The following is a 21,882-nucleotide window of genomic DNA, read 5'->3' as shown; positions in this document are numbered from 1 at the left end:
GCGCCTGTACAGGTCGACGAGGAAGGCAAGATCCTCCCCGGAAACCTGCGTGAGCAGATCCGCCGCACCGGTGTGACCATCGGATCGCAGGCCCAGGTTTAAGGCACTCTCGATGTACGCTTACGATGAAATCGACCGCACGCTGGTCAACGAGCGGGTCTCGGAATTTCGCGACCAGGTGAAGCGCCGCCTCTCAGGCGAGCTCACCGAGGACGAGTTCAAGATCCTGCGCCTGCAGAACGGCGTCTATCTGCAACTGCACGCCTACATGTTCCGCGTCGCGATCCCCTACGGGACGCTGTCGTCGGAACAATTGCGCCGCCTCGCGCACATCGCGCGTCGCTACGACCGCGGCTATGGCCACTTCACCACGCGGCAGAACATCCAGTTCAACTGGATCAAGCTCGCCGAATTGCCGGATGCGCTCGCCGATCTCGCCGAAGTCGGCATCCATGCGATGCAGACCTCCGGCAACAACATGCGCAACGTCACCTCGGACCAGTGGGCCGGCGTCGCGCCGGGCGAGATCGAGGATCCGCGGATCTGGTCGGAGCTGCTCCGCCAGCACACCACGCTGCATCCGGAGTTCTCGTTCCTGCCGCGCAAATTCAAGATCGCGATCACCGCGTCCGATCACGACCGCGCCGCGATCAAGATCCACGACATCGGCCTGCGCCTCGTCAAGAACGAGAAGGGCGAGACCGGATTCGAGGTGCTGGTCGGCGGCGGGCTCGGCCGCACGCCGTTCATCGCCAAGACCATCAAGCATTTCGTTCATGGCCGCGACATCCTGAGCTATGTCGAGGCGATCTTGCGCGTCTACAACCAGTACGGCCGCCGCGACAACATCTACAAGGCACGTATCAAGATTCTTGTGCACGAGCTCGGCATCGAGAAGTTTTCGCGCGAGGTCGAGGACGAGTGGCAGCACATCCGCAACTCCTCGCTCCAGATCGACGACAGCGTGATCGAGGACATCCGCTCGCGCTTCACCTATCCGGCTTACGAGAAGCTGCCGCATATGCCGGACGAGCTCCGCCAGGCCGCGGCCGATCCGGAGTTCGAGGCGTGGCGGAAGAACTCGGTGGCTCCGCACAAGGTCCAGGGCTACTCGATCGTCACGATCTCGCTGAAGCCGACCGGCGGACCTCCGGGCGATGCCACGGCCGAGCAGATGGACGCGCTCGCCGACCTTGCCGAGAAATACTCGTTCGGCGAGATCCGCGTCGGCCATGAGCAGAACCTGGCGCTGCCGCATGTCGCCAAGCGCGATCTGCCGGCCCTGTGGAAGGCGCTCGACAAGCTCGGGCTGGCCACGCCGAACGTCAACCTGATCACCGACATCATCGCCTGCCCGGGCCTGGATTATTGCTCGCTGGCGAACGCGCGCTCGATCCCGATCGCGCAGGAACTGACGCGCCGCTTTGCCAATCACGAGCTCGCCAACCTGATCGGCCGGCTGCACATCAACATCTCCGGCTGCATCAATGCCTGCGGCCATCACCATGTCGGTCATATCGGTATTCTCGGCGTCGAGAAGAACGGCGAGGAGGTCTACCAGATCACCATCGGCGGCCGCGCCGACGAGAGTGCGGCGCTCGGGACCCTGATCGGGCCCGGCGTGAAGTTCGACGAGGTCGCCGACGTCATCGAGGATGTCGTCGAGGCCTATCTGGCGCTGCGTGAGCGGCCGGAAGAACTCTTTATCGATACCGTGAAGCGCCTCGGCGTCGAACCATTCAAGGAGCGGGTTTATGCCACTCGTTAAGGGCGGAAAGATCGTCGAGGATAGTTTCGTCAAGCTCGACGTCGATGCGCCGCTGCCCGCCGCCGGCGATATCCTGGTACCTGGCGATCGCTTCCTGAAGGATGCGGCCGCCTTGCTCGCGCGTCCCGGCAAGGTCGGCGTGATCTGGCCGAACAACCGCGACATCGACGAGCTGGTGCCGTATCTCGGCAAGCTTGCCGCGGTCGCGCTGGTCTTCCCGACCTTCCGTGACGGTCGCGCCTACAGCCAGTCGCGGCTGCTGCGCGAACGCCACGACTATCGCGGCGAGCTGCGCGCAACGGGCCAAGTGCTGCGTGACCAGTTCGTGTTCATGCTGCGTGCCGGCTTCGATAGCTTCGAGGTGAAGAAGCAGGCCGATGCGGAAGCCTTTACGCAGACCGTGAAGCGCTATTCGGTGTTTTACCAGCCGACCGGCGATGGCCGCATCACGGCGCTGCATCGGCGCATGCAACTGCGCCATTCGGAAGGTGTCGGCACATGAGCGCGATCGCGCCTCAGGAATCATTGCCATCCGCGCCGGCGCTGCCGTCCACCGACGAACTGGATCGCGCGTTGCGCGATGCCTCGCCGGGGGAGGTCGTTGCTGCGGCATTGAAGGTCGTCGGCCGCGAACAATTGGCGGTCGTGTCGTCGTTCGGCACTGAGTCGGCGGCACTGCTCAAGGTGGTGGCCGACGTCGATCCGGCGATCCCGGTGGTCTTCCTCGATACCGGCTGGCTGTTCGAGGAGACGCTCGCCTATCGCGATACATTGATCGCAGCGCTCGGCCTGAAGGATGTGCGCTCGATCACGCCTCTCGAGGAAACGTTGACGCGCGAAGATCCCGACCGCGATCTCTGGTTCTCCAATCCCGACGCCTGCTGCCGGATCCGCAAAGTCGAGCCGCTGGCGCGGGCACTAAAACCGTTCGCCGCATGGATCAACGGCCGCAAGCGTTTTCAGGGCGGCGAGCGTGCCGAGATTGCGGTCGTCGAGGATGACGGCGCGCGGTTGAAGTTCAATCCGTTCGCCAATGTCTCGCGTGACGACATCAAGGCGATCTTCGCGCGTGCCAAATTGCCGCAGCACCCGCTTCAGGCCTCAGGTTTCCTGTCGGTTGGGTGTATGCCTTGCACCAGCCGCGCCGCCGAAGGCGAGGACGAGCGGGCGGGTCGTTGGCGCGGTCGCGCCAAGACAGAATGCGGCATCCACACGATGAAGATTTCGTAGCACAGCCGCGCTACGTCGCCGCAAACAAGAAAATCCGGTTCCGTTGACTTAAGAGCATTTCGACCCGAGTTATGCCCGCATGCCATCGATGACGCCGATGTCGTCGAGGTAAATGGAGATGGATATGATCCGCCGTATCGTTCCGCTCGCGGCAGGCCTCCTCTGGGCAAGCTCGGCTTTCGCTGCTGACATCAACCTCTTGAACGTGTCGTATGATCCGACGCGTGAGCTCTATGTTGAATTCAACAAGGCGTTTGCGACCGCCTATCAGAAGGAGACCGGCAAGAGCGTCGAGATCAAGCAGTCGCATGGCGGCAGCGGATCGCAGGCGCGCGCGGTGATCGACGGACTGCAGGCCGACGTGGTGACGCTCGCGCTCGCCTACGACATCGACGCGATCGCGGCCAAGGGGCTCACCGCTGCCGACTGGCAGAAGCGCCTGCCGCAGAATTCCTCGCCCTATACCTCGACCATCGTGTTCCTGGTGCGCAAGGGCAATCCCAAGGGCATCAAGGACTGGGACGACTTGATCAAGCCAGGCGTTGCCGTGATCACGCCGAACCCGAAGACTTCGGGCGGCGCGCGCTGGAACTACCTTGCCGCCTGGGGCGATGCGCAGAAGAAGTACGGCTCCGTCGACAAGACCAAGGAGTTCATCGGCAAGCTTTACCAGCAGGTGCCGGTGCTCGACACCGGCGCGCGCGGCTCGACTGTGACTTTCGTGGAGCGCGGCGTTGGCGACGTGCTGCTCGCCTGGGAGAACGAGGCGTACCTGGCCCTGAAGGAATTCGGCCCTGAGAAGTTCGAGATCGTGGCACCGCCGCTCTCGATCCTCGCCGAGCCGCCTGTCACGATTGTCGACAAGGTTGCCGACAAGAAGGGCACGCGCAGCGTGGCCGATGCCTATCTGCAATATTGGTATACCAAGGAAGGTCAGGAAATCGCCGCTCGCAATTTCTATCGTCCGCGCGATTCCGAAGTCGCGAAGAAATACGAGAATTCTTTCGCAAAAGTCGAGCTGTTCACGATCGACGACGTTTTCGGCGGGTGGACCAAGGCGCAGAAGGAACATTTCGCCGATGGCGGCGTCTTCGATCAGATCTACAAGAACTGATCGGGCGCTGTCGCAGAGCATGATCCGGAAAAGTGTGAAGCGGTTTTCCGGAAAGATCATGCTCAAACAACAACCTAAAGCGCGATGATGATTCATTCCAATCTCATCGCGCTTTAGGAGGCTTTAGCAGGGGGCCTGGTGAGCGCAATCGCAACACGACGACGGACATTGCCGGGCTTCGGTCTCACGATGGGACTGACGCTGTCCTGGCTGTCGATCATCATCCTGATTCCGCTCGCAGGCCTCTTCCTGCGCACGCTCGAGCTCAGCCCCGAGCAGTTCTGGGCCATTCTCTCCAGCCGCCGGACCCTGAACGCGTTGCGCGTCTCCTTCGGGCTCGCCTTCGCTGCGGCCTGCGTCAATCTCGTGATGGGCAGCATCATCGTCTGGGCGCTGGTGCGCTATCGCTTCCCCGGCCGGCGGCTGTTCGATGCCATCGTCGACGTGCCCTTTGCACTGCCGACCGCGGTCGCCGGCGTTGCGCTGACCTCGCTGTTTGCGGAGAAGGGCTGGCTGGGTGCGCCGCTCGCGGCGCTGGGCATCAAGGTGGCGTTCACGCCGCTCGGCATCTTCATTGCGATGATCTTCATCGGCATCCCCTTCGTGGTGCGCACCGTGCAGCCGGTGCTGCAGGACCTCGATCCCGAGATCGAGGAGGCCGCCGGCAGTCTGGGGGCAAGCCGCTGGCAGACCATCATCCGCGTGATCCTGCCCTCGCTCGGGCCGGCGCTGCTGACGGGCCTGGCGCTCGCCTTCGCGCGCGCCGTCGGTGAGTACGGCTCGGTGATCTTCATCGCCGGCAATCTGCCGAACGTCTCGGAGATCGCGCCGCTCCTCATCGTGATCCGGCTCTCCGAGTTCCGCTATGCCGATGCGACCGCAATTGCGGTCGTCATGCTCATCGTGTCCTTCGTCATCATCTTCGCCGTCAACCGGTTACAGCGCTGGGCGCAGGACCGGATTCCGGTGCATTGAGGGCTGATACGATGACGATGCAGATTGCAGATTCAGTTTCGCTCTCCACGCCCGACGCGAAGGCGCGCCTGCATGCGGTCGCCGCGCGCGAAAACCTTCGTACCGAGCCGAAGGCGGTGCGCATCGCGATCATTTCCGTCGCGGTCCTCTTTCTCACCGTCTTCGTCGTGCTGCCGCTGGTCGTCGTGTTCGCGCAGGCTTTCTCCAAGGGCATCATGGCCTATCTTGCCGCGCTGTCGGAGCCGGAGGCGCTGGCCGCGATCCGACTGACGCTGCTGGTGGCGGCGATTTCGGTCGGCCTCAATCTCGTGTTCGGTCTGGTCGCGGCCTGGGCGATCGCCAAGTTCGAGTTCAGGGGCAAGACCTTCCTGATCACGCTGATCGACCTGCCGTTCTCGGTCAGTCCCGTGATCTCGGGTCTCGTCTTCGTGCTCCTGTTCGGCGCGCAGGGCTATTTCGGCGGCTGGCTGCGTGACCACAACATCCAGATCCTGTTCGCGGTGCCCGGCATTGCGCTTGCGACCACCTTCGTGACTTTCCCGTTCGTTGCGCGCGCGCTGATCCCCTTGATGCAGGAGCAGGGCACGCAGGAGGAGGAGGCTGCGATCTCGCTCGGCGCCTCGGGCCTGCAAACGTTTTTCCGCGTCACCCTGCCGAACATCAAATGGGGCGTGCTCTATGGCGTGCTGCTCTGCGATGCGCGCGCGATGGGCGAGTTCGGCGCGGTCTCCGTCGTCTCCGGCCATATCCGCGGTGAGACCAACACCATGCCGCTCTTGGTCGAGATTCTCTACAACGAATACCAGTTCGTTGCCGCGTTCGCGATCGCCTCGCTGCTCGCGATGCTGGCGCTGATCACCTTGATCGCCAAAACCATTCTCGAACGTCAGCTGGACGAAGGACACGACGCCCGTGACCATTGAAGTCAGGAATCTCGTCAAGAAATTCGGGAGCTTTGCCGCGCTCGACGGCGTCGACCTTAAGGTCGACAATGGCGAGTTGCTCGCGCTGCTCGGGCCGTCCGGTTCCGGCAAGACGACGCTGCTTCGGATCATCGCCGGCCTCGACTGGCCCGACTCCGGCGAAGTCTCCTTCAATGGCGAGGACGCGCTGGCGCGGGGTGCGCGCGAGCGTCATGTCGGTTTCGTGTTCCAGCACTACGCGCTGTTCCGCCACATGACGGTGTTCGAGAACGTCGCCTTCGGCCTGCGCGTGCAGCCGCGTGCGGTTCGGAAGGATGAGGCCGCCATCCGCGCGCGCGTAAAAGAGCTGCTCGATCTCGTGCAGCTCGACTGGCTCGCCGACCGTTATCCGAGCCAGCTTTCGGGCGGCCAGCGCCAGCGTATTGCGCTGGCGCGTGCGCTCGCGATCGAGCCGCGCATCCTGTTGCTCGACGAGCCCTTCGGTGCGCTGGATGCGAAGGTGCGCAAGGAGCTGCGCAAATGGCTGCGCTCGCTGCACCATGAGATCAACGTCACCTCGATCTTCGTCACGCACGACCAGGAGGAGGCGCTCGAAGTCGCCAACCGCGTCGTTGTGATGGACAAGGGCAGGATTGAGCAGATCGGCTCGCCCGATGATGTCTACGACAATCCGGCCACCGCCTTCGTCCATGGTTTCATCGGCGAGTCCATCGTGCTGCCGGTCGAGGTGACGGGCGGCGCGGTACGGCTCGGCGAGCGCCAGCTCAACCTGACAGCCGGAGCGACGGCGTCTGGCGCGTCAAGGCTGTTCGTGCGGCGACACGACATGCTGGTCGGGCCGCCCGGATCGGGCGCCTTCGACGGCGCCGTGCAGCATGTGCGAAATTTTGGTCCCGTTCAGCGGGCCGAGGTTTCCCTGTTCGGTGGCGAGACCATCGAGATCGACGCCCCCCGCGACAAGGAACTGCGACAAGGCGACAGGATCGGCCTTGTACCCCGCCGCTACCGGATCTTTGCGGGTTAGGAAGCCCGTCATTCCTGGGCGTGAGCGCGAACCCGGAATCTCGTGCCACAATCTCGAGATTCCGGGTCTGCGCGTCGCACAGCCCGGAATGACGTCGGTATAATTCTCTGCAAAATTCACCTTTCAGCCACGGTTGGTATGCAACAACGGCCCGTCTTTTTGGGGGCCCTGATTCATGCGCGCTGCGGCCGCAATTCTCATCGCTTTGCTTCTCGCCGGCTGCGCGGGCAACGAAGCGCCGGTCGAACAGCCGTCGATGTATGCCGACATGGCCGTACCAGGCGCGCGGCTCGATGCGCAGGCAGCCGCCGTGATGATCTCGCAGTACCGCCAGAACAACAGCCTCGGTACCCTCATCATCGATCCCGACCTGATGAAACTGGCCGAATCCCAGTCCCAGGCGATGGCGGCCGCCAACAAGATGGACCACGACGTCCGCGCGCCGCTCGCCAAGCGGCTCGCCGCCGGCGGCTATCCGGCGACCGTCGCGGTCGAGAACATCTCGGCCGGCTATCATACGCTGGCGGAAGCATTTTCCGGCTGGCGCGACTCGCCCCCGCACCGGGCCAACATGCTCAAGAGCGGTGTCACAAAATTGGGCATAGCGGCGAGCTATGCTCCGAACACCAAATACAAGGTGTTCTGGACGATGATTCTGGCATCTACCGAGCCCCGATAAGCCAGTCTTGATCCCCAAAACATTGACGCCGCCGTGAACTGGGGTCACGGTGGGCCGCCCTCATTCCATTGATCCCCTCATGACCGATCATCAAGGCCCGGCATCGAACAGAATCCCCGCCAATGCGCAGCGCGTCCTGGTGCTCCAGGGCGGTGGTGCGCTGGGCTCCTATCAAGCGGGCGCCTATCAGTCACTGTGCCATTTCGGCTTCGAGCCGGAATGGGTTGCCGGCATCTCGATCGGCGCGGTCAACGCCGCCATCATTGCCGGCAATGAGGGCCAGACCCGCGTCAAGCGGCTGAAGGAATTCTGGGAGATGGTGTCGGCGCCGGTGCCGTGGAAGCCGATCGGCAAGAGCGATCACAGCCGCGAGCTGTTCAACTCCACGAGTGCGGCGCTGATCGCGACCTTCGGCGTGCCCGGATTCTTCGTCCCGCGCGTTCCGCCCGCGCCGCTCTGGCCGCCGGGCCATCCCGAGGCGGAAAGCTATTACGACACCGGACCGCTGAAGAAGACGCTGGAGCGGCTGGTCGATTTCGACCGCATCAACGATCTGAAGACGCGCCTGTCGGTCGGCGCGGTCGGCGTCACCTCCGGCAACTTCCGCTACTTCGACAATTACGAGTTCAAGAAGCTCGGCAAGAAGATCGGCCCTGAGCACATCATGGCGTCCGGCGCGCTGCCGCCAGGCTTTCCCTCCGTCATCATCGAAGGCGAGCATTACTGGGACGGCGGCATCGCATCCAACACGCCGCTCGACTACGTGCTCGATGCCCAAATCGATCGCGACATGTTGATCTTCCAGGTCGACCTGTTCAGCGCGCGGGGCGAATTGCCGACCTCGCTGCTGGACGCCGCCGAGCGCGAGAAGGACATCCGCTATTCCAGCCGCACGCGGATGAACACCGACAAGAACAAGCAGCTGCACAATGCCCGCAGGGCGGTGCGCGACCTGATCAGCAAATTGCCGGATTATCTGAAGAACGATCCCTCCGTCGAATTCCTCGCCAAGGCGGCGCGTGAAAGTACCGTGACCGTCGTGCACCTGATCTACCGCAGCAAGAACTACGAGTCCTCGTCCAAGGATTACGACTTCTCGCATGTCGCCATGGTCGAGCATTGGGAAGCCGGTGTGCGCGACGTGCATCTGTCGATGCGCCACAAGGATTGGCTCGAAAAGCCGCAATCCGGCGAGACCATGGTGACTTACGATCTCACAGGGGACGTACCCGTGCCCCCGGCCTCAACCAGGAGTGAATGATATGGGTAGCTTGTCAGGCAAGAACGCCGTCGTGACCGGATCGACCAGCGGCATCGGGCTCGCTTATGCGCGTGCCTTTGCTGGCGCCGGCGCCAACGTCGTCATCAATGGTTTCGGCTCGCCCGAGGATATCGAGAAGGAGCGTGCCAAGATCGAGTCCGATTTCAAGGTGAAGGCGATCTATTCGCCCGCCGACATGACCAAGCCTGCCGAGATCGCCGAGATGATCGCGCTCGGCGACAAGACCTTCGGCTCGGTCGACGTCCTCGTCAACAATGCCGGCATCCAGTTCGTCTCGCCGATCGAGGAATTCCCGCTCGAGAAGTGGGACCAGATCATCGCGATCAACCTGTCTTCGGCTTTCCATGCCATCCGCGCCGCGGTGCCCGGCATGAAGAAGAAGGGCTGGGGCCGTATCATCAACACGGCGTCGGCGCATTCGCTGGTCGCCTCGCCCTTCAAGTCGGCCTACGTCTCGGCCAAGCACGGCATCGCCGGCCTCACCAAGACCGTGGCGCTCGAAGTTGCGACCCACAAGATCACCTGCAACTGCATCAGCCCCGGCTATGTCTGGACGCCGCTGGTCGAGAAGCAGATTCCGGACACGATGAAAGCGCGCAATCTGACGCGCGAGCAGGTCATCCATGACGTTCTGCTCGACGCGCAGCCGACGAAAGAGTTCGTCACCTCCGAGCAGGTGGCGGCGCTGGCGCTGTTCCTGTGCAGCGACGATGCCGCGCAGATCACCGGCACCAACCTCTCGATCGACGGCGGCTGGACGGCGGAGTAAATCCACTCTCTGTCATGCCCCGCGAAGGCGGGGCATCCAGTACGCCGCGGCCTATCGATTCAATCACAGCCGTCTCGGAGTACTGGATCGCCCGGTCCCGTCTCCGCCAAGGCTCCGACGAGGCTCGCGATGCAGGCGCGCCGAAGCTTCAGCGAAGGCGGCAAGCCGGGCGATGACAGCGAGAGTTGTGCGGCCGTTCTGTGTTCAATGCGTCCAGGCCAGCGCGGTCACGATCGCGGACGACAGGTTCAGCTCGGCAAACATGATCTTGCCTGAGACCACGAAGAGGACGCTGGCAAGCGTCAGGCGAAGCACCGTCTCCGGCACGCGCGTCGCGCTGAAGCTGCCGAGCACGATGCCGGGCAGCGAGCCCATCAGCAGCACGCCCATCAGCGCCCAATCCACGTCACCAAGCGCCCAGTGTCCGGTGCCGGCCACCAGCGTCAGCGGGACGGCGTGTGCGATGTCGGAGCCGACGATGGTCGCCATCGGCAGGCGCGGATAGAGCAGGAGCAGCACGGTCACGCCGACCGCGCCGGCACCGACCGACGAAATCGAGACCAGCACGCCCAGCACGGCACCGGTGACCACGGTCGCGATCGCGGTGGCGCGGTCCTCGACGCGCTCGAGCGAGTGGCGCCAGCGATCCATGATCGTCTTGCGGAAGATCAGCGAGGTTGCGGTGAGCAGCAGCGCGAAGCACAGCACCAGATTGACCAGGCTGCGCTCGGTGTCGCTCTTGAGATCGAGCTTCCAAAGCACGAACAACGTCAGCGCACTCGCCGGAATGCTGCCGCACGCTAGCCGCAGCACCGCGGGCCAATGCACGCTGCGCGACCAGCCATGCACCACGCTGCCGCCCGTCTTGGTGCCGGCGGCGTAGAGCAGGTCGGTCCCGACCGCGGTCGACGGGTGGACACCGAACAACAGGATCAGCAGCGGGGTCATCAGCGAGCCGCCGCCAACGCCGGTCATACCGACAAGCAGGCCGACGCCGAATCCTGAAGCGACGTAGAGCGGGTCAATCATGTCTTGGCGAGTCTAGGTTTATCTCGTTGGTCAAGCAATACGCGTAGAATAAAGTTGCTGCTGACGGCAATGCACCGTAGAAAAATAAGAAGAAACCATGCGTGGATTGGAGATTGGTGGTGATTTTTGCCCAAATGTCCCCTCCCCACGAAATGACCGTTTTGCGGTGCAGGGCGAAGTCAAACGAAGAAGGGGCTGAAAAGGTTCCGCTCGGGAGAGGCGTTTTTTGCCGTCTATCGGCCGAACGCCAGCACGTGCAGGCCGAGCCGCTGCCGCACGATCCAAAACAACAGCACGGTCTCGAAGGTGAGGGAGATCGAGGTCGCGGCGGCCGCGCCGTGGCCGCCGAAGCGCGGCACCATTGCGATGCAGAGGATGACGTTCATCACGAAGGCGAGCGCGTAGGCGAGCGCGCAGATCTTCTGGTGACCGAGCATGTTGAGGAGACGCTCGACCGGCCCGATCGCGGCGCGTACCACGAGCCCGATCGCGGCGATGAACATGATGTCGTAGCCGATCACGAATTGCGGTCCGAACAGCCGGAGCAGCGGCTTGCCGAGCGCCAGAAGCACGGCGGTCGCGGCGAGCGAGGGCCAGAAGGTCCAATTGATGGCGTGCGTGACATAGGCCGACAGGCGCGTCTTGTCGCCGAGCGCGTTGTATTCGGCAAAGCGATGCGCCGTCGTTGCCGACATAGCGTAGTGGATGAAGGACACCAGCGCCAGCGTCTTCACCACGGCGAAATAGACGCCGACCTCGTCGGAGGGACGGAATTGCTGGAGCACCAGCACGTCGGTGTAGGACAACAGCAGGTAAAAACTCTCGACCAGCAGGATCGGCAGCGAGATCGCAAGCCAGCCGCCAACGTCGTAGGCCTTGGGGCCGTCCTCGACGTGATCGGCGAGCTTGCGGTTGAGCACCACCATCTGGCCGGTCATGGCGATCCACACCGCAGCCGCACTCGCCACCATCGCGGCGGTCGCGCCGAGATGAAAGCCGAGCAGGAAGGCGGACGCGGTGATGCCGATGATCAGCGCCTGACGAATGATGAATTGCGGCATCAGGCCGAGCTGCATCCAGTCATGCGCGCGCGCAATGCCGTCCTGGGTGTTGGCGACCACGAAGGCCGGCAGCGTCATGCAACCGATATAGAGCGGCAGCCGTGCGGCCGGATCGATCCATGGCGAGAGCAGGAGGACGACGCCGGCGAGCGCAAGCGAGACCAGGGCCGAGACCACGAAGGTCAGCCAGCGGCTGCCGGAGAGGAAGCCGCGCAGCAGCGCGTGTTCGCCGCTGGTGCGGTATTCCGGAATGATTTTCTGTGCGGAAGCCGAGATGCCGAAATCCATCATGCTGCCGAGCAGCAGCACCCAGGTCCAGACATAGACATAGACGCCGTAGTCGGACGTGCCCATCCAGCGCGCCAGTAGGATCTGCGAGAGATAGGCAAGCCCTGCGCTGATCACTCGGATGAGGAAGATGGTACCTGCGAGCCGGCGCGTCAGCGACGCCTCGCTGGTGCCGCCGGTCAACTTGCCGCGCAGCCGCGCAATCAGGCCGGCCGGCCCGGTCCTTGCGGGTTCTGCATCCATCACGGTCACGTCGAGATCCCCAGGCGCCCCGCATGCTGCGGCAGCCTTCCGACTAGCAACCATTCGTTAAGATTTGGTTGGGTGGCCCCCGCGTGGTCGTCCTAGCGCAAACCAGGACCCATTACCCCAGGGATAAGTTATTGGAAGGGAGATAACAGCCACCCTGCCGTCAAGCTGCCGCCGGTGGTAATGGGTCCTGGATCTGCGCTCCGCTTCGCTGCGCTTGTCCAGGACGACGCGACGGGTCAATCGAGGTTGATATTGAACTCGTACGACTTCTCCGGCCCCACCAGCGTGAACTTCAACGCGGCACCGTCGGGCTTGGCGCCGGGCGGCAGGCCGTCGAGTTCGAAGGCGAAGCGCTTGACGCCCGCCGGGCTATGCTCGACGGGTGAGGGGACCGGCAGCGCCCAGTCGGGCGTCGGCCCCTCCACGAACAGGTTGACGTCGCGCCCATCGGGCGTGGCCACGTCGACCAGCACCTTCGTCGCGCCCTCGCGCTTGACGTCGCGGATGGTCAGCGGAACGGGATCGCCGACATTGGCGGGCTTCGGCACCGTGTCGAGCGCCGCGAACAACGCGCCGTCCTCGGTCGAGGCGACGCTGTTGAAGCCGAGCTCGGCGCTGGCCTCGACGGGGATACAGAGCTTTTCGCAGACCGCGTAATTGATTTCGGCGCGCAGGGTCACGGGCTTGTCCGGGACCTTGGCGACGATGCGCAGCGGCAGCACGATCTGGTCGTGATAGCCGATCGAATGGCCACCGGCGCCATCCTCGAATTTCAGCGGCGCCGGCCACAGCACGGTCACAGCTTCGACATTTTCGGACTTGGAGAAGTCGAAACGCGGCGGAACGCCGGAATCGCCAGGCGTGCGCCAATAAGTCTTCCAGCCGTGCTGAAGCTGGAATGCGATGCCGCCGAGCAGCACCGGGCCGCTGCGCGATCCCGCCAAAAGGCGCACGGCGGAATGGCCGTCGCGCTGCCAGGGCGAGGCGTCGTCGGCGCGCGAGGGCTGCGCGGACACGAGCAAGGTTACGGCGACGATGGTCGCGGCGTGCTTGGGAACCATGGTGAGCATAGCACGTCTTTACAGGGTCGGTCCGGCGCAAACCATTGAATTGCTTGTGATGGACGCATCGGAATTGGCTTTGGAATTTGGCTTGGGAGTTAGGCTTGGGGAATTCGGTCCATGCAAGCCTTGATTTGACAGCGGGCAAGCCCGACATCAGGATATGAACCGAGAGGGGAGTGCTTCACCGATGGGTTCTGCAGGCAAGAGAACTGGCGACAGCACCCCGGCGACCGGCCCCGCCGTCCCCAATTCGGCGGGCTATCTCGACGGGCGGCTCTTGATCGCCATGCCGGTCATGGGCGACCCGCGCTTCGAGCGCTCGGTGATCTATCTCTGCGCCCATTCGGCCGAGGGCGCGATGGGCATCATCGTCAATCATCCCGCTGGCAGCATCGATTTTCCGGAGCTGCTGGAGCAACTCGGTATCATCAAGAAGGGCGCGCAGATCGAGCTGCCGGAGAACGCCGAGAGCATGAAGGTATTGCGCGGCGGCCCGGTCGATACGGGGCGCGGCTTCGTGCTGCATTCCAGCGACTTCTACATCGAGAACGCGACGCTGCGAATCGATGACGGTGTCTGCCTCACCGCGACCGTCGACATCCTGCGCGCGATCGCCAACGGCTCCGGCCCGAAGCGTGCCATCCTTGCGCTCGGCTATGCCGGCTGGGCGCCGGGTCAGCTCGAGACCGAGATCCAGAGCAATGGCTGGCTGCATTGCGACGCGGATGCGGATCTGATCTTCGGTGATGACGTCGAAGACAAGTACGCGCGCGCCTTGCGCAAGATCGGCATCGATCCCGGCATGCTCTCGAACGAGGCGGGGCACGCGTAGGTGCGCGCTCGCTGTCACGCCCCGCCACCGGGTCTCGCCTTCGGCGAGCCCGATGACAGGCTCCGGCGGGGCATCCAGTACGCCGTGGCTTATCGATTCTAACACGACCGTCTCGGAGTACTGGATCGCCCGGTCAAGCCGGGCGATGACGCTGTTCATCAGAAAAACCTACTCCGCCGCCTGCTGCTGCACCGTCGGCTCGGTGCCCGCGACCGTCGCGCGGCGCATGTCGCGGGGCTGCGACTGGTCGTAGCGCCGCACGCGGTGCATGGTCTGGCGGTTGTCCCACATCACGAGATCATGCAGCTTCCATTTGTGCAGGTAGACGAATTCTCCTTGCGTCGCGTGCTCGTTGAGATCGCGCAGCAGCAGCCGGCCTTCGGGCACGCTCATGCGCACGATCTTGCCGGCATGTGAGGACAGGTACAGCGACTTGCGGCGATGCACCGGGTGCGTGCGCACCAGGCGCTGCAACACCGGTTTGAACATCGCCTTCTCCTCGTCGCTATATTCGGTGAAGCCGAGCGAGCCGCGCGAATACATCAGCGAATGCTCGCAGATCATATCCTCGATCTCCGCCTTGGTTTCGTCATCGAGCGCGTCATAGGCCGCACGCATGTCGGCGAATTCGGTGTTGCCGCCCTTCGGGTTCACCACGCGCGCCGACAGCAGCGAGAACTTTGCAGGGATTGGGCGAAACGAGCTGTCGGAATGCCAGAGGCAATTGCCGAGATTGAACAGATGCGTGCGGCTGTCTTTCGCCAGCGGTTTGCCGTCCTTGCCGAGATTGCTGACATCGTTCAGGCCAGAGCTGAGACGATAGTCCTTCTCCTTGGTGACGGTGCCGCCGCGCGCGTCCTCGCGCTGGCCGAAGTTCAGCGCAAAAGCCATCTGCTGCTCATCGGTGATGTCCTGGTCGTGAAAAACCAGCACCGCGTATTTGTCCATCGCAGCCTCGATCTGGCGCGCCTCATCCGTCGTGAGCGGCTGGCGCAGATCGAGGCCCGAAACCTCGCCGACAAAATGCTTCTGAAGCTGCCGGATGGCGATCGTCATTGCGATTCTCCTGGCGTTCTCCCGGGGCGTGCGAGCGGTTTGCCCGCTCTGTTGGCGAAAAGGCTATCCGCGCGCCTGCCGATGTCAACGCTGTGCGCGCATGGCTCTCACGCGTTCCGTGCCATCAAGCCGCCGTCGACCGGGATCACCGCGCCGGTCAGGAACGAGGCTGCCGGCAGGCACAGGCTCAAGGTCATGTGCGCGACCTCCTCGGGATCGCCGTAACGCCCGAGTGCGGTGCGGCGCTTGGCGTAGATCGTCTTGTGCTCTTCCGAAATCCGGTCGGTGATCGCGGTGCGGATCGGCCCCGGACAGATGCAGTTCACGGTGATGCCCTCGCGGCCGAGCTCGACGGCGAGTGAGCGCGTCAGGCTCGCAACGCCGCCCTTGGCGGCTGAATAGGGGCTGTGCAGCGCGGTAGCGCCGAGCGCCTCGGTGGAAGCGATGTTGACGATGCGCGGGCTCTTCGATTTGCGCAGGTAGGGCAGGGCGGCGCGGACGATGCGCGGATGCGCCGTCAGCATCACCGCGATACCCTTGGCCCAGGCGTCTTCGTAACTTTCGTCGTCGATCGCGACGCGCACGGAAACGCCGGCATTGTTGACGACGATGTCGAGCCCGCCGAAATGCGCGGCGACGTCGCCCACCACGCGGCTGATCTCCTTGGCGTTGGCAACATCGAGCTTCCACGCCTCGGCAGAGCCGCCGCTCGCGGTGATCTCCCCGGCGACGGCTTGCGCGCCATCCGGCTCGTAGTCGGTCACGGCGACATTGGCGCCTTCCGCGCCGAACACGCGTGCAGTCGCGCGACCCATGCCGCTTGCCGCGCCCGTAATGAGAACGGTCAGTCCCCTGACGGACCGGCTGAGCTGCTTGAACTCTGGCATGCTGCTTCCTCGCGCCTGCTCGCTTATTGTTGTCTCATTGACAAGGCTGGCATCGATCCGCACACACGTCAAACAAAGCAAAAGCAAAGGGAGGCCGCGATGAACGAGCTCGATTTCTCAGGTAAGCAGGTGCTGGTCGTCGGCGGTTCCAGCGGCATCGGTAACGGCATCGCACAGGCCTTTCGTGCCAAGGGCGCGCAAGTCGCGGTCTGCGGCACCCGCGCACATGCGAAGGACTATTCAGCGGAAGAAGGCTCGGATCTCACCGGTCTTGTTTATGCCCAGCTCGATGTCAGCGATGCCAGGGCGATCGACGCGTTCAAGCCGTCGTTCGAACGTCTCGACGTGCTGGTGCTGGCACAGGGCGCGGTGATCTATCGCCGCGGCGAATTCGAGATGGCCGGCTTCCGTAGGGTGCTCGAAGTCAATCTCATGAGCCTGATGGCCTGTGCCACGCGCTTTCATCCCATGCTGCGGGATTCGGGGGGATCGCTGATCATCGTCTCCTCGACTGCGGCCTATCACTCCACCATGGGCAATCCGGCCTACAATGCCTCGAAGACCGGCGCGGTTGGATTGACGCGGACGCTGGGCGAGGCCTGGGCCGAGGACGGCATCCGCATCAACGGCATCGCGCCGGGGCTCGTCGATACCAAGATGACCAAAGTCACGACCTCCAATCCGCAGCGGCTCGAGGGCGCGCTGTCACGCATTCCGCTGCGGCGATTGGGCACGCCGGCTGACATGGCGGGTGCGGCCTTGTTCCTGGCTTCGCCGTTGTCGTCCTACATCATCGGCCAGACCATCGTCGTCGACGGCGGGCTCATTCTCTAAAGCGATTGCGGAACCGCGCTGCGGCTGATCGGTTACTTGGGCTGACCCTCGAGGAGGACCAACATGGACAACGATCGGATTGCCGGATCAGCCAAGGAGTTTGCCGGACGCGTCGAAGGTGCGGTCGGTGAGATGACGGGAGACGCGAAGACGCAGGCCTCGGCCAAGGCGCGCGAAGCGGCCGGCACCGTGCAGAACCTGTACGGCCAGGCGAAGGATGCCGCGCGTGATGCCACGGATAGCGCTGCCGGTTACGCGAAGGGCGCCTATGAAGCTGGCCAGGATACATTCCGCGACGGGACGCAGGCACTTGCAAAGAGAGTGCAGGCGAACCCGATCGGCGCGCTGCTGGTCGCCGGCGGCATCGGCTTTGCGCTCGCGCTGTTGATGTCGCGGCCAGCCCGCCGCCCGCCGCCGCGCTGGCGCTACTACAGCTAGCCTACACGAGCCGACTATCGCGGCGCATAGAATTCCGCCGATCGCCCAACGTTGCCCGGCGGACGCGGGATCGCCGGATTGGGATTCGGATTGCGCGGCGGCTGCGGCGCCAGTTGACGCGGCGGCGATGGCGAACCGAAGCCGAAGAAATCGCGCAACGACGGTGACGGCGTTGCCTGTGCCGGTTGCTGCACCGGCGGCTTCTTCGGCGCGAGCTTTGGCGGGGCGATCGCGGCAGCAGCAGCATTCGGCGCAGTCCCCGCGGTTGGATTGGCAGCGCCGCCCTCAGGCGTCGTCGCCGCGACCGGCGTATCGCCCTTGGCCTGCTCGCGACCGACCTCGCGCCGTGGCCAGGCATAGTCGTCGGCGCGGCCTGCCGGAGGCGTCAGCGGCTCGCCCTTCACCAGCGTCTTGGCCGCGAGTGCATCGACGGCGGCCGGACGCGATCCCGGTCCGCCCAACAATTGATCGGCGGAGATCGAGGCCGCAACCAGCGGCACGATCGGCCCGGCAAGCGGCCGCGGCGCGGGCTTGCCGGGCTCGGCGCTGGTGTCCGGCGTTGCCGGCTCGCTCGGCAGTGCGATCGGGCCTGAGCGCCCCGCCAGCAGACGCGTAATCTCGCGCTCGACATAGTGCGCGAGCTTGCGTGCGCCGGCCTTGGTGAAATAGACGCCATCAGAGGTACGGAGCTGACGGATCTGGCCTTCGAAGTCGGGGCCCTTCTGGAGGAAGCGGCCTGCTTCATCGACAAAGCCGTCCCAGACGTCGACATAGGTGATGCCGGCCTTGGCCGCGCCTTCGCGATAGAGCGAGTCCAGGAACAGCATGTCCGCCGTACCCTTCGGACCGCGAATTGCGGGCAGGCCGACCCAGAGCACCGGCACGCCCTTGGCTTTGAGCACGCCGATCAGCTCCTCGATTTTCTTGCCGTAGAGCTCGACCCAGCGGTCGTCGCGGAATTCATAGAGCCCGTTCGGCGAGCGCGCGGTCTTTTCCGGCGCCGCGGTCTGCGGCGCATCGGCATTGTCGGCGTCGTCCTGCGGCAGGTCGGTGTCTGCCGGCTTGTCGTCGGGTTTGGCGGCCGCATCCGGGCCGGGCTTGGTGTCGGTCTTGGCGTCGCCCGGCTTGCCTTGCGGCTTGGCGCGCGCACCCTTGTCGTTCTTCTTGTCGGCAGGCTTGTCGGATTTGTCCGCCGCCGGCTCGCGGATCGCCAGGCGGTCGTTAAGGCCGAGCATGATAACGATGACGTCGGGCTTCTCGGTTTCGAGAATGCCCTTGGCTGCGGCGGCCCAGTCCGAGGGCTCACCCTTTGGCTGGTACTTGATCAGGCCGGACGAGGTCTTGTGCTTGCGGATCACGCCCATGTCGGGCTGCTCGGTGTAGGCGTCTTCCAAACCATAGGCGAGCCAGTCCGCCATGGCGTCGCCGATCACCAGCACATTGCGCTCGGCGACCGTATCGCGCTTGGCCGGTGCCGGCGCGCGAGAAAAATCCTGGCGAGGTGCTTGCTGCTGTGGCTGCTGGAAGGGCGCGAAGAAGTCGCCGCCGAACCAGCCGCCGCCTCCGCTGCGCGGCGGCGCGGGCCGCGACGGTCCGCCGAAGCCGGGGAAGTTGAAGAACTGCGCTGACGCAGGGCCGGCCACCGACACCATGATCGCAAGCGCCGTCCCCAGCGCGATCAACGGGCCGGTCTCGGTCAGGGCCTTGAAAAATGATTTCGGCTTCGACATGCGGTTCTGAGGCGCGCGCCACGGTTTCGGAATAGGCTCGATATAATAACGGAATCGGGCCGCAAACGGGCAGATTTGATTGCGCCATACACCGGGGAACTGCCGCCCTCGTCAAGGGCGGAGGCTGGATTTCGTGTTCAGGGTTACTTTCGGGACGGATTTATCGCCCGCGCAGCCGTTCCAGCATGTCGGAGGAGGCAAATCCGTCCGCGGGAGCCCCGATCGAGGCCTGGAAGTTGCGCAGGGCGTCCCGGGTCTGGCCGCCGAACTGGCCGTCAGGTGTGCCCTTGTAGAAGCCACGCTGGGCCAGGAGTTGCTGCAATTCCAGCCGCTCGGCGCGGGACAGTTCCCGCTCCTGCCGCGGCCAGGGCTGCACGAAGGGCTGGCCGCCCCGCAGCCGGTCGGCGAAATGGCCGATCGCCAGCGCATAGGCCTCGGCCGGGTTGTACTTCATGATCACGCGGAAATTCTGGAGCATCAGGAAGCCCGGCCCTTGTGCCCCGGCGGGCGTCAGCAGATAGGCTTTGTCGGCCGCCTGCGGGAAGGGCTGGCTGGTCGCGCGCTTGATCCCAAGCTTCTCCCACTGCGCGATCGTCATTGCCTTGGCCCGATCCGCCAGCATGTAGTTGAAGCCCTGCGGCACCACGACCTCGTAGCCCCAGCTCGCGCCGCTCTGCCAGCCGTCCTTCTTCAGATTGTTGGCGGTGGAGGCGATCAGGTCGGCCGGATTGTCGACCACGTCGCGCCTTCCGTCGCCATCGGCATCCACTGCAAAGCGCTTGAACGCGGTCGGCATGAATTGCGTCGGGCCGAACGCGCCGGCCCAGGAGCCGCGCATCTGATCAGGGTTCAGATCGCCACGGTTGAGGATCTCCAGCGCGGAGAGGAATTCGTCCCTGAAATAGGCCTGGCGGCGGCCGATGCAGGCCAGCGTCGCAGTGGATTGCAGCACGCTGCGGTCGCCCATCTGGGTCGAGTAGTTGGATTCGATGCCCCAGATCGCCGCGATGATATAGCGGTCGACGCCGTAGGCTTTCTCGGTGGCGTCGAACTGCGCCTTGTACTTGGCGAGGATCTCCTTGCCCTTGGCGAGGCGGTTGTCGTTCACGAGGATGTCGAGATAGTCCCAGATCGACTTGGTGAACTCCGGCTGCGAATCCAGCAGATCCATGATGCGCAGGTCGGGCGTGAGCCCGGCGGTGAAGCGCTGAAAATTCTCCTGCGTGATGTTGCGACGTGCGGCATCAGGCCACATCGATGCAACGCAATTGTCAAAATTGGCGGCGGCCTCGCGGATCGCGGCTGCAGTCATCAGGGGATGGCCGGAAGCGCCGTCCTCGCCGCTCCACGGCTGCGCGCCGCCTTGGGCCGGCGCGGGCTGCGTAGACGACGGAGTTTGGCCGGAAAAAATGCCGCCGAACAGGTTGGACAGGCCGTTTGATCCCTGCGCACGCGCCTGAAGCGGGCACAGGAGGGCGGCCGCAACCAGGGTTGCGCCGGTCAGTCCTGCAAGTCCTGCCATCGATCGCGTCATGTCCCACCTGTGCGGCCAAAATCCGGCTGCAGGAGGCCCTTGTTACGGTTGCCAATACCTTAACAAAGGTGAAATTTTGTAGGCGGCCCTTTCCTTTGGAATCCCGGGGCAGGGCCCAACATCCGCCTTTGTTACCGGCTGCAAACCGGCTAGCAAGATGTCATTGCTTCACGCCCGCACGTCCCAAGGTATTCGATCAATCCCATGAAAATCCGTAAAGCCGTATTCCCCGTCGCCGGCCTCGGCACCCGCGTGCTGCCCGCCACCAAGGCGATGCCCAAGGAAATGCTCACCATCGTCGACAAGCCGCTGATCCAGTACGTCTATGACGAGGCGAGAGAGGCCGGCATCGAGCATTTCGTCTTCGTCACCGGGCGCAACAAGAACGTCATAGAAGACCATTTCGACCGCATGTTCGAGCTCGACTCTACGCTCGCCGCGCGCGGCAAGAAGGCCGAGCAAGAGGTTTTGGCGCAGAACCAGCCCGAGGCCGGTGCCGTAAGTTTCACCCGCCAGCAGGCGCCGCTCGGCCTCGGACATGCGGTCTGGTGCGCGCGCGACATCGTCGGCAACGAGCCGTTCGCCGTCGTGCTGCCCGATGAGCTCGTGCTCAACACGCCGGGCTGCCTGAAGCAGATGATCGAGGCCGCAAGCCAGCTCGGCGAGAAGTCCAACGTGCTCGCGGTCGAGGCCGTGCCGGACCATCTCACGCATCAATACGGCATCTGTGGCGTTGGAAAGCGCACCGGCAGGATCTTCGAGGTCGACGGCATGGTGGAGAAGCCGCCGAAGGGCACCGCGCCCTCCAACCTGTCGATCACCGGCCGCTACATTCTCCAGCCGGAGATCTTCAAGATCCTGGAGACCCAGGAGCGTGGCGCCGGCGGTGAAATCCAGCTCACCGACGCCATGATCGGGCTCGCCAAATCGCAGAAGTTCTACGGCGTCGAGTTCGAAGGCGAGCGCCATGATTGCGGCTCCAAGGCGGGCTTTTTGCGCGCCAACATCGCCTACGCCCTGAAGCGCCCCGAGCTGCGCGACGGCCTGCTCGCGGAGATGAAGAACTATCTGGAGAAGTGATATCGAAGGCGTATACGCATTCGATATCATCCC

Annotated in this window: 22 protein-coding genes; 15 read left to right on the top strand and 7 right to left on the bottom strand. The window is 64.1% G+C overall.

Features of this window, described 5'->3' with window-relative positions; translation table 11 throughout:
- From Q2941_RS37840 to Q2941_RS37790, 11 genes are all read left to right on the top strand, one after another.
- Positions 1-102 (top strand): DUF2849 domain-containing protein (locus Q2941_RS37840; RefSeq protein WP_458195681.1); only part of this gene is annotated, 102 nt, incomplete at its 5' end.
- Between the two features lie 10 nt (positions 103-112).
- The gene (locus Q2941_RS37835; protein ID WP_027521789.1) at positions 113-1,768 is read left to right on the top strand and encodes a nitrite/sulfite reductase; all 1,656 of its coding nucleotides are present in this window, start codon (positions 113-115) and stop codon (positions 1,766-1,768) included.
- The gene (locus Q2941_RS37830; protein WP_027521790.1) at positions 1,755-2,270 is read left to right on the top strand and encodes a DUF934 domain-containing protein; all 516 of its coding nucleotides are present in this window, start codon (positions 1,755-1,757) and stop codon (positions 2,268-2,270) included. The genes Q2941_RS37835 and Q2941_RS37830 overlap by 14 nt, the downstream gene beginning before the upstream one ends.
- On the top strand, positions 2,267-2,998 hold the full coding sequence (locus tag Q2941_RS37825; protein WP_027521791.1) for a phosphoadenylyl-sulfate reductase: 732 nt from the start codon (positions 2,267-2,269) through the stop codon (positions 2,996-2,998). Before Q2941_RS37830 ends, Q2941_RS37825 begins: the two co-directional genes overlap by 4 nt.
- 112 nt (positions 2,999-3,110) lie before the next feature.
- Positions 3,111-4,112 (top strand): sulfate ABC transporter substrate-binding protein, encoded by a 1,002-nt coding sequence (locus Q2941_RS37820; RefSeq protein ID WP_156944147.1) that lies wholly within the window; start codon positions 3,111-3,113, stop codon positions 4,110-4,112.
- 138 nt (positions 4,113-4,250) lie between these two features.
- The gene (gene cysT / locus Q2941_RS37815; protein ID WP_084801337.1) at positions 4,251-5,087 is read left to right on the top strand and encodes a sulfate ABC transporter permease subunit CysT; all 837 of its coding nucleotides are present in this window, start codon (positions 4,251-4,253) and stop codon (positions 5,085-5,087) included.
- An 11-nt stretch (positions 5,088-5,098) separates the two neighbouring features.
- A complete protein-coding gene (gene cysW, locus Q2941_RS37810) occupies positions 5,099-6,010 on the top strand; it encodes a sulfate ABC transporter permease subunit CysW (RefSeq protein ID WP_458195680.1) in 912 nt (303 codons plus the stop codon).
- A complete protein-coding gene (locus Q2941_RS37805) occupies positions 6,000-7,034 on the top strand; it encodes a sulfate/molybdate ABC transporter ATP-binding protein (protein ID WP_027521795.1) in 1,035 nt (344 codons plus the stop codon). The genes cysW and Q2941_RS37805 overlap by 11 nt, the downstream gene beginning before the upstream one ends.
- A gap of 175 nt (positions 7,035-7,209) precedes the next feature.
- Positions 7,210-7,713 carry a CAP domain-containing protein gene (locus Q2941_RS37800; protein ID WP_027521796.1) on the top strand — a complete coding sequence of 168 codons (504 nt, stop codon included), beginning with the start codon at positions 7,210-7,212 and terminating at the stop codon, positions 7,711-7,713.
- Positions 7,714-7,792: 79 nt separating this feature from the next.
- Complete coding sequence (locus tag Q2941_RS37795; RefSeq protein ID WP_254109115.1) at positions 7,793-8,974, top strand: DUF3734 domain-containing protein; 1,182 nt, start codon at positions 7,793-7,795, stop codon at positions 8,972-8,974.
- Between the two features lies 1 nt (position 8,975).
- Complete coding sequence (locus Q2941_RS37790; protein WP_027521798.1) at positions 8,976-9,764, top strand: 3-hydroxybutyrate dehydrogenase; 789 nt, start codon at positions 8,976-8,978, stop codon at positions 9,762-9,764.
- A 204-nt stretch (positions 9,765-9,968) separates the two neighbouring features.
- Here Q2941_RS37790 and Q2941_RS37785 read toward each other — a convergent pair whose 3' ends face one another.
- The 3 genes from Q2941_RS37785 to Q2941_RS37775 form a co-directional block, all read right to left on the bottom strand.
- Complete coding sequence (locus tag Q2941_RS37785) at positions 9,969-10,793, bottom strand: sulfite exporter TauE/SafE family protein (protein WP_027521799.1); 825 nt, start codon at positions 10,791-10,793, stop codon at positions 9,969-9,971.
- A gap of 233 nt (positions 10,794-11,026) precedes the next feature.
- Positions 11,027-12,394 (bottom strand): lipopolysaccharide biosynthesis protein, encoded by a 1,368-nt coding sequence (locus Q2941_RS37780; RefSeq protein ID WP_458195679.1) that lies wholly within the window; start codon positions 12,392-12,394, stop codon positions 11,027-11,029.
- A 236-nt stretch (positions 12,395-12,630) separates the two neighbouring features.
- The gene (locus tag Q2941_RS37775; protein WP_458195678.1) at positions 12,631-13,464 is read right to left on the bottom strand and encodes a protein-disulfide reductase DsbD domain-containing protein; all 834 of its coding nucleotides are present in this window, start codon (positions 13,462-13,464) and stop codon (positions 12,631-12,633) included.
- A 181-nt stretch (positions 13,465-13,645) separates the two neighbouring features.
- Here Q2941_RS37775 and Q2941_RS37770 point away from each other — a divergent pair, with 181 nt between their 5' ends.
- Positions 13,646-14,290, top strand: a complete 645-nt coding sequence (locus Q2941_RS37770) for a YqgE/AlgH family protein (protein WP_027521802.1) — start codon at positions 13,646-13,648, stop codon at positions 14,288-14,290.
- Between the two features lie 168 nt (positions 14,291-14,458).
- Here the strand turns inward: Q2941_RS37770 and Q2941_RS37765 are convergent, their stop codons facing one another.
- Both Q2941_RS37765 and Q2941_RS37760 read right to left on the bottom strand, forming a co-directional pair.
- A complete protein-coding gene (locus Q2941_RS37765; protein WP_458195677.1) occupies positions 14,459-15,346 on the bottom strand; it encodes a TauD/TfdA dioxygenase family protein in 888 nt (295 codons plus the stop codon).
- A gap of 107 nt (positions 15,347-15,453) precedes the next feature.
- A complete protein-coding gene (locus Q2941_RS37760) occupies positions 15,454-16,233 on the bottom strand; it encodes an SDR family NAD(P)-dependent oxidoreductase (RefSeq protein WP_458195676.1) in 780 nt (259 codons plus the stop codon).
- 99 nt (positions 16,234-16,332) lie between these two features.
- Between Q2941_RS37760 and Q2941_RS37755 the strand changes: the two genes are divergently transcribed.
- Complete coding sequence (locus tag Q2941_RS37755) at positions 16,333-17,067, top strand: SDR family NAD(P)-dependent oxidoreductase (RefSeq protein ID WP_027521805.1); 735 nt, start codon at positions 16,333-16,335, stop codon at positions 17,065-17,067.
- 63 nt (positions 17,068-17,130) lie between these two features.
- On the top strand, positions 17,131-17,505 hold the full coding sequence (locus Q2941_RS37750) for a CsbD family protein (protein ID WP_027521806.1): 375 nt from the start codon (positions 17,131-17,133) through the stop codon (positions 17,503-17,505).
- Between the two features lie 14 nt (positions 17,506-17,519).
- Here the strand turns inward: Q2941_RS37750 and Q2941_RS37745 are convergent, their stop codons facing one another.
- Both Q2941_RS37745 and Q2941_RS37740 read right to left on the bottom strand, forming a co-directional pair.
- A complete protein-coding gene (locus tag Q2941_RS37745) occupies positions 17,520-19,235 on the bottom strand; it encodes an SGNH/GDSL hydrolase family protein (protein WP_254109112.1) in 1,716 nt (571 codons plus the stop codon).
- A gap of 160 nt (positions 19,236-19,395) precedes the next feature.
- The gene (locus Q2941_RS37740) at positions 19,396-20,769 is read right to left on the bottom strand and encodes a lytic murein transglycosylase (protein WP_458195675.1); all 1,374 of its coding nucleotides are present in this window, start codon (positions 20,767-20,769) and stop codon (positions 19,396-19,398) included.
- Positions 20,770-20,973: 204 nt separating this feature from the next.
- Here Q2941_RS37740 and Q2941_RS37735 point away from each other — a divergent pair, with 204 nt between their 5' ends.
- A complete protein-coding gene (locus Q2941_RS37735) occupies positions 20,974-21,849 on the top strand; it encodes a UTP--glucose-1-phosphate uridylyltransferase (RefSeq protein WP_027521809.1) in 876 nt (291 codons plus the stop codon).
- Positions 21,850-21,882 lie beyond the last annotated feature (33 nt).

This window comes from Bradyrhizobium sp. UFLA05-153 (genome assembly GCF_054185185.1).
Note: the sequence above shows the minus strand (reverse complement) of the source record. Positions and strands in the feature narration are given on the sequence as shown.

Coding starts and splice junctions, on each gene's coding strand:
- Q2941_RS37835 (WP_027521789.1), top strand. CDS start 113: ATGTACGCTTACGATGAAATCGACCGCACGCTGGTCAACGAGCGGGTC.
- Q2941_RS37820 (WP_156944147.1), top strand. CDS start 3,111: ATGGAGATGGATATGATCCGCCGTATCGTTCCGCTCGCGGCAGGCCTC.
- Q2941_RS37790 (WP_027521798.1), top strand. CDS start 8,976: ATGGGTAGCTTGTCAGGCAAGAACGCCGTCGTGACCGGATCGACCAGC.
- Q2941_RS37740 (WP_458195675.1), bottom strand. CDS start 20,769: ATGACGCGATCGATGGCAGGACTTGCAGGACTGACCGGCGCAACCCTG.
- Q2941_RS37745 (WP_254109112.1), bottom strand. CDS start 19,235: ATGTCGAAGCCGAAATCATTTTTCAAGGCCCTGACCGAGACCGGCCCG.
- Q2941_RS37795 (WP_254109115.1), top strand. CDS start 7,793: ATGACCGATCATCAAGGCCCGGCATCGAACAGAATCCCCGCCAATGCG.
- Q2941_RS37775 (WP_458195678.1), bottom strand. CDS start 13,464: ATGCTCACCATGGTTCCCAAGCACGCCGCGACCATCGTCGCCGTAACC.
- Q2941_RS37785 (WP_027521799.1), bottom strand. CDS start 10,793: ATGATTGACCCGCTCTACGTCGCTTCAGGATTCGGCGTCGGCCTGCTT.
- Q2941_RS37800 (WP_027521796.1), top strand. CDS start 7,210: ATGCGCGCTGCGGCCGCAATTCTCATCGCTTTGCTTCTCGCCGGCTGC.
- Q2941_RS37760 (WP_458195676.1), bottom strand. CDS start 16,233: ATGCCAGAGTTCAAGCAGCTCAGCCGGTCCGTCAGGGGACTGACCGTT.
- Q2941_RS37765 (WP_458195677.1), bottom strand. CDS start 15,346: ATGACGATCGCCATCCGGCAGCTTCAGAAGCATTTTGTCGGCGAGGTT.
- cysW (WP_458195680.1), top strand. CDS start 5,099: ATGACGATGCAGATTGCAGATTCAGTTTCGCTCTCCACGCCCGACGCG.
- Q2941_RS37770 (WP_027521802.1), top strand. CDS start 13,646: ATGGGTTCTGCAGGCAAGAGAACTGGCGACAGCACCCCGGCGACCGGC.
- Q2941_RS37825 (WP_027521791.1), top strand. CDS start 2,267: ATGAGCGCGATCGCGCCTCAGGAATCATTGCCATCCGCGCCGGCGCTG.
- Q2941_RS37750 (WP_027521806.1), top strand. CDS start 17,131: ATGGACAACGATCGGATTGCCGGATCAGCCAAGGAGTTTGCCGGACGC.
- Q2941_RS37755 (WP_027521805.1), top strand. CDS start 16,333: ATGAACGAGCTCGATTTCTCAGGTAAGCAGGTGCTGGTCGTCGGCGGT.
- Q2941_RS37830 (WP_027521790.1), top strand. CDS start 1,755: ATGCCACTCGTTAAGGGCGGAAAGATCGTCGAGGATAGTTTCGTCAAG.
- Q2941_RS37735 (WP_027521809.1), top strand. CDS start 20,974: ATGAAAATCCGTAAAGCCGTATTCCCCGTCGCCGGCCTCGGCACCCGC.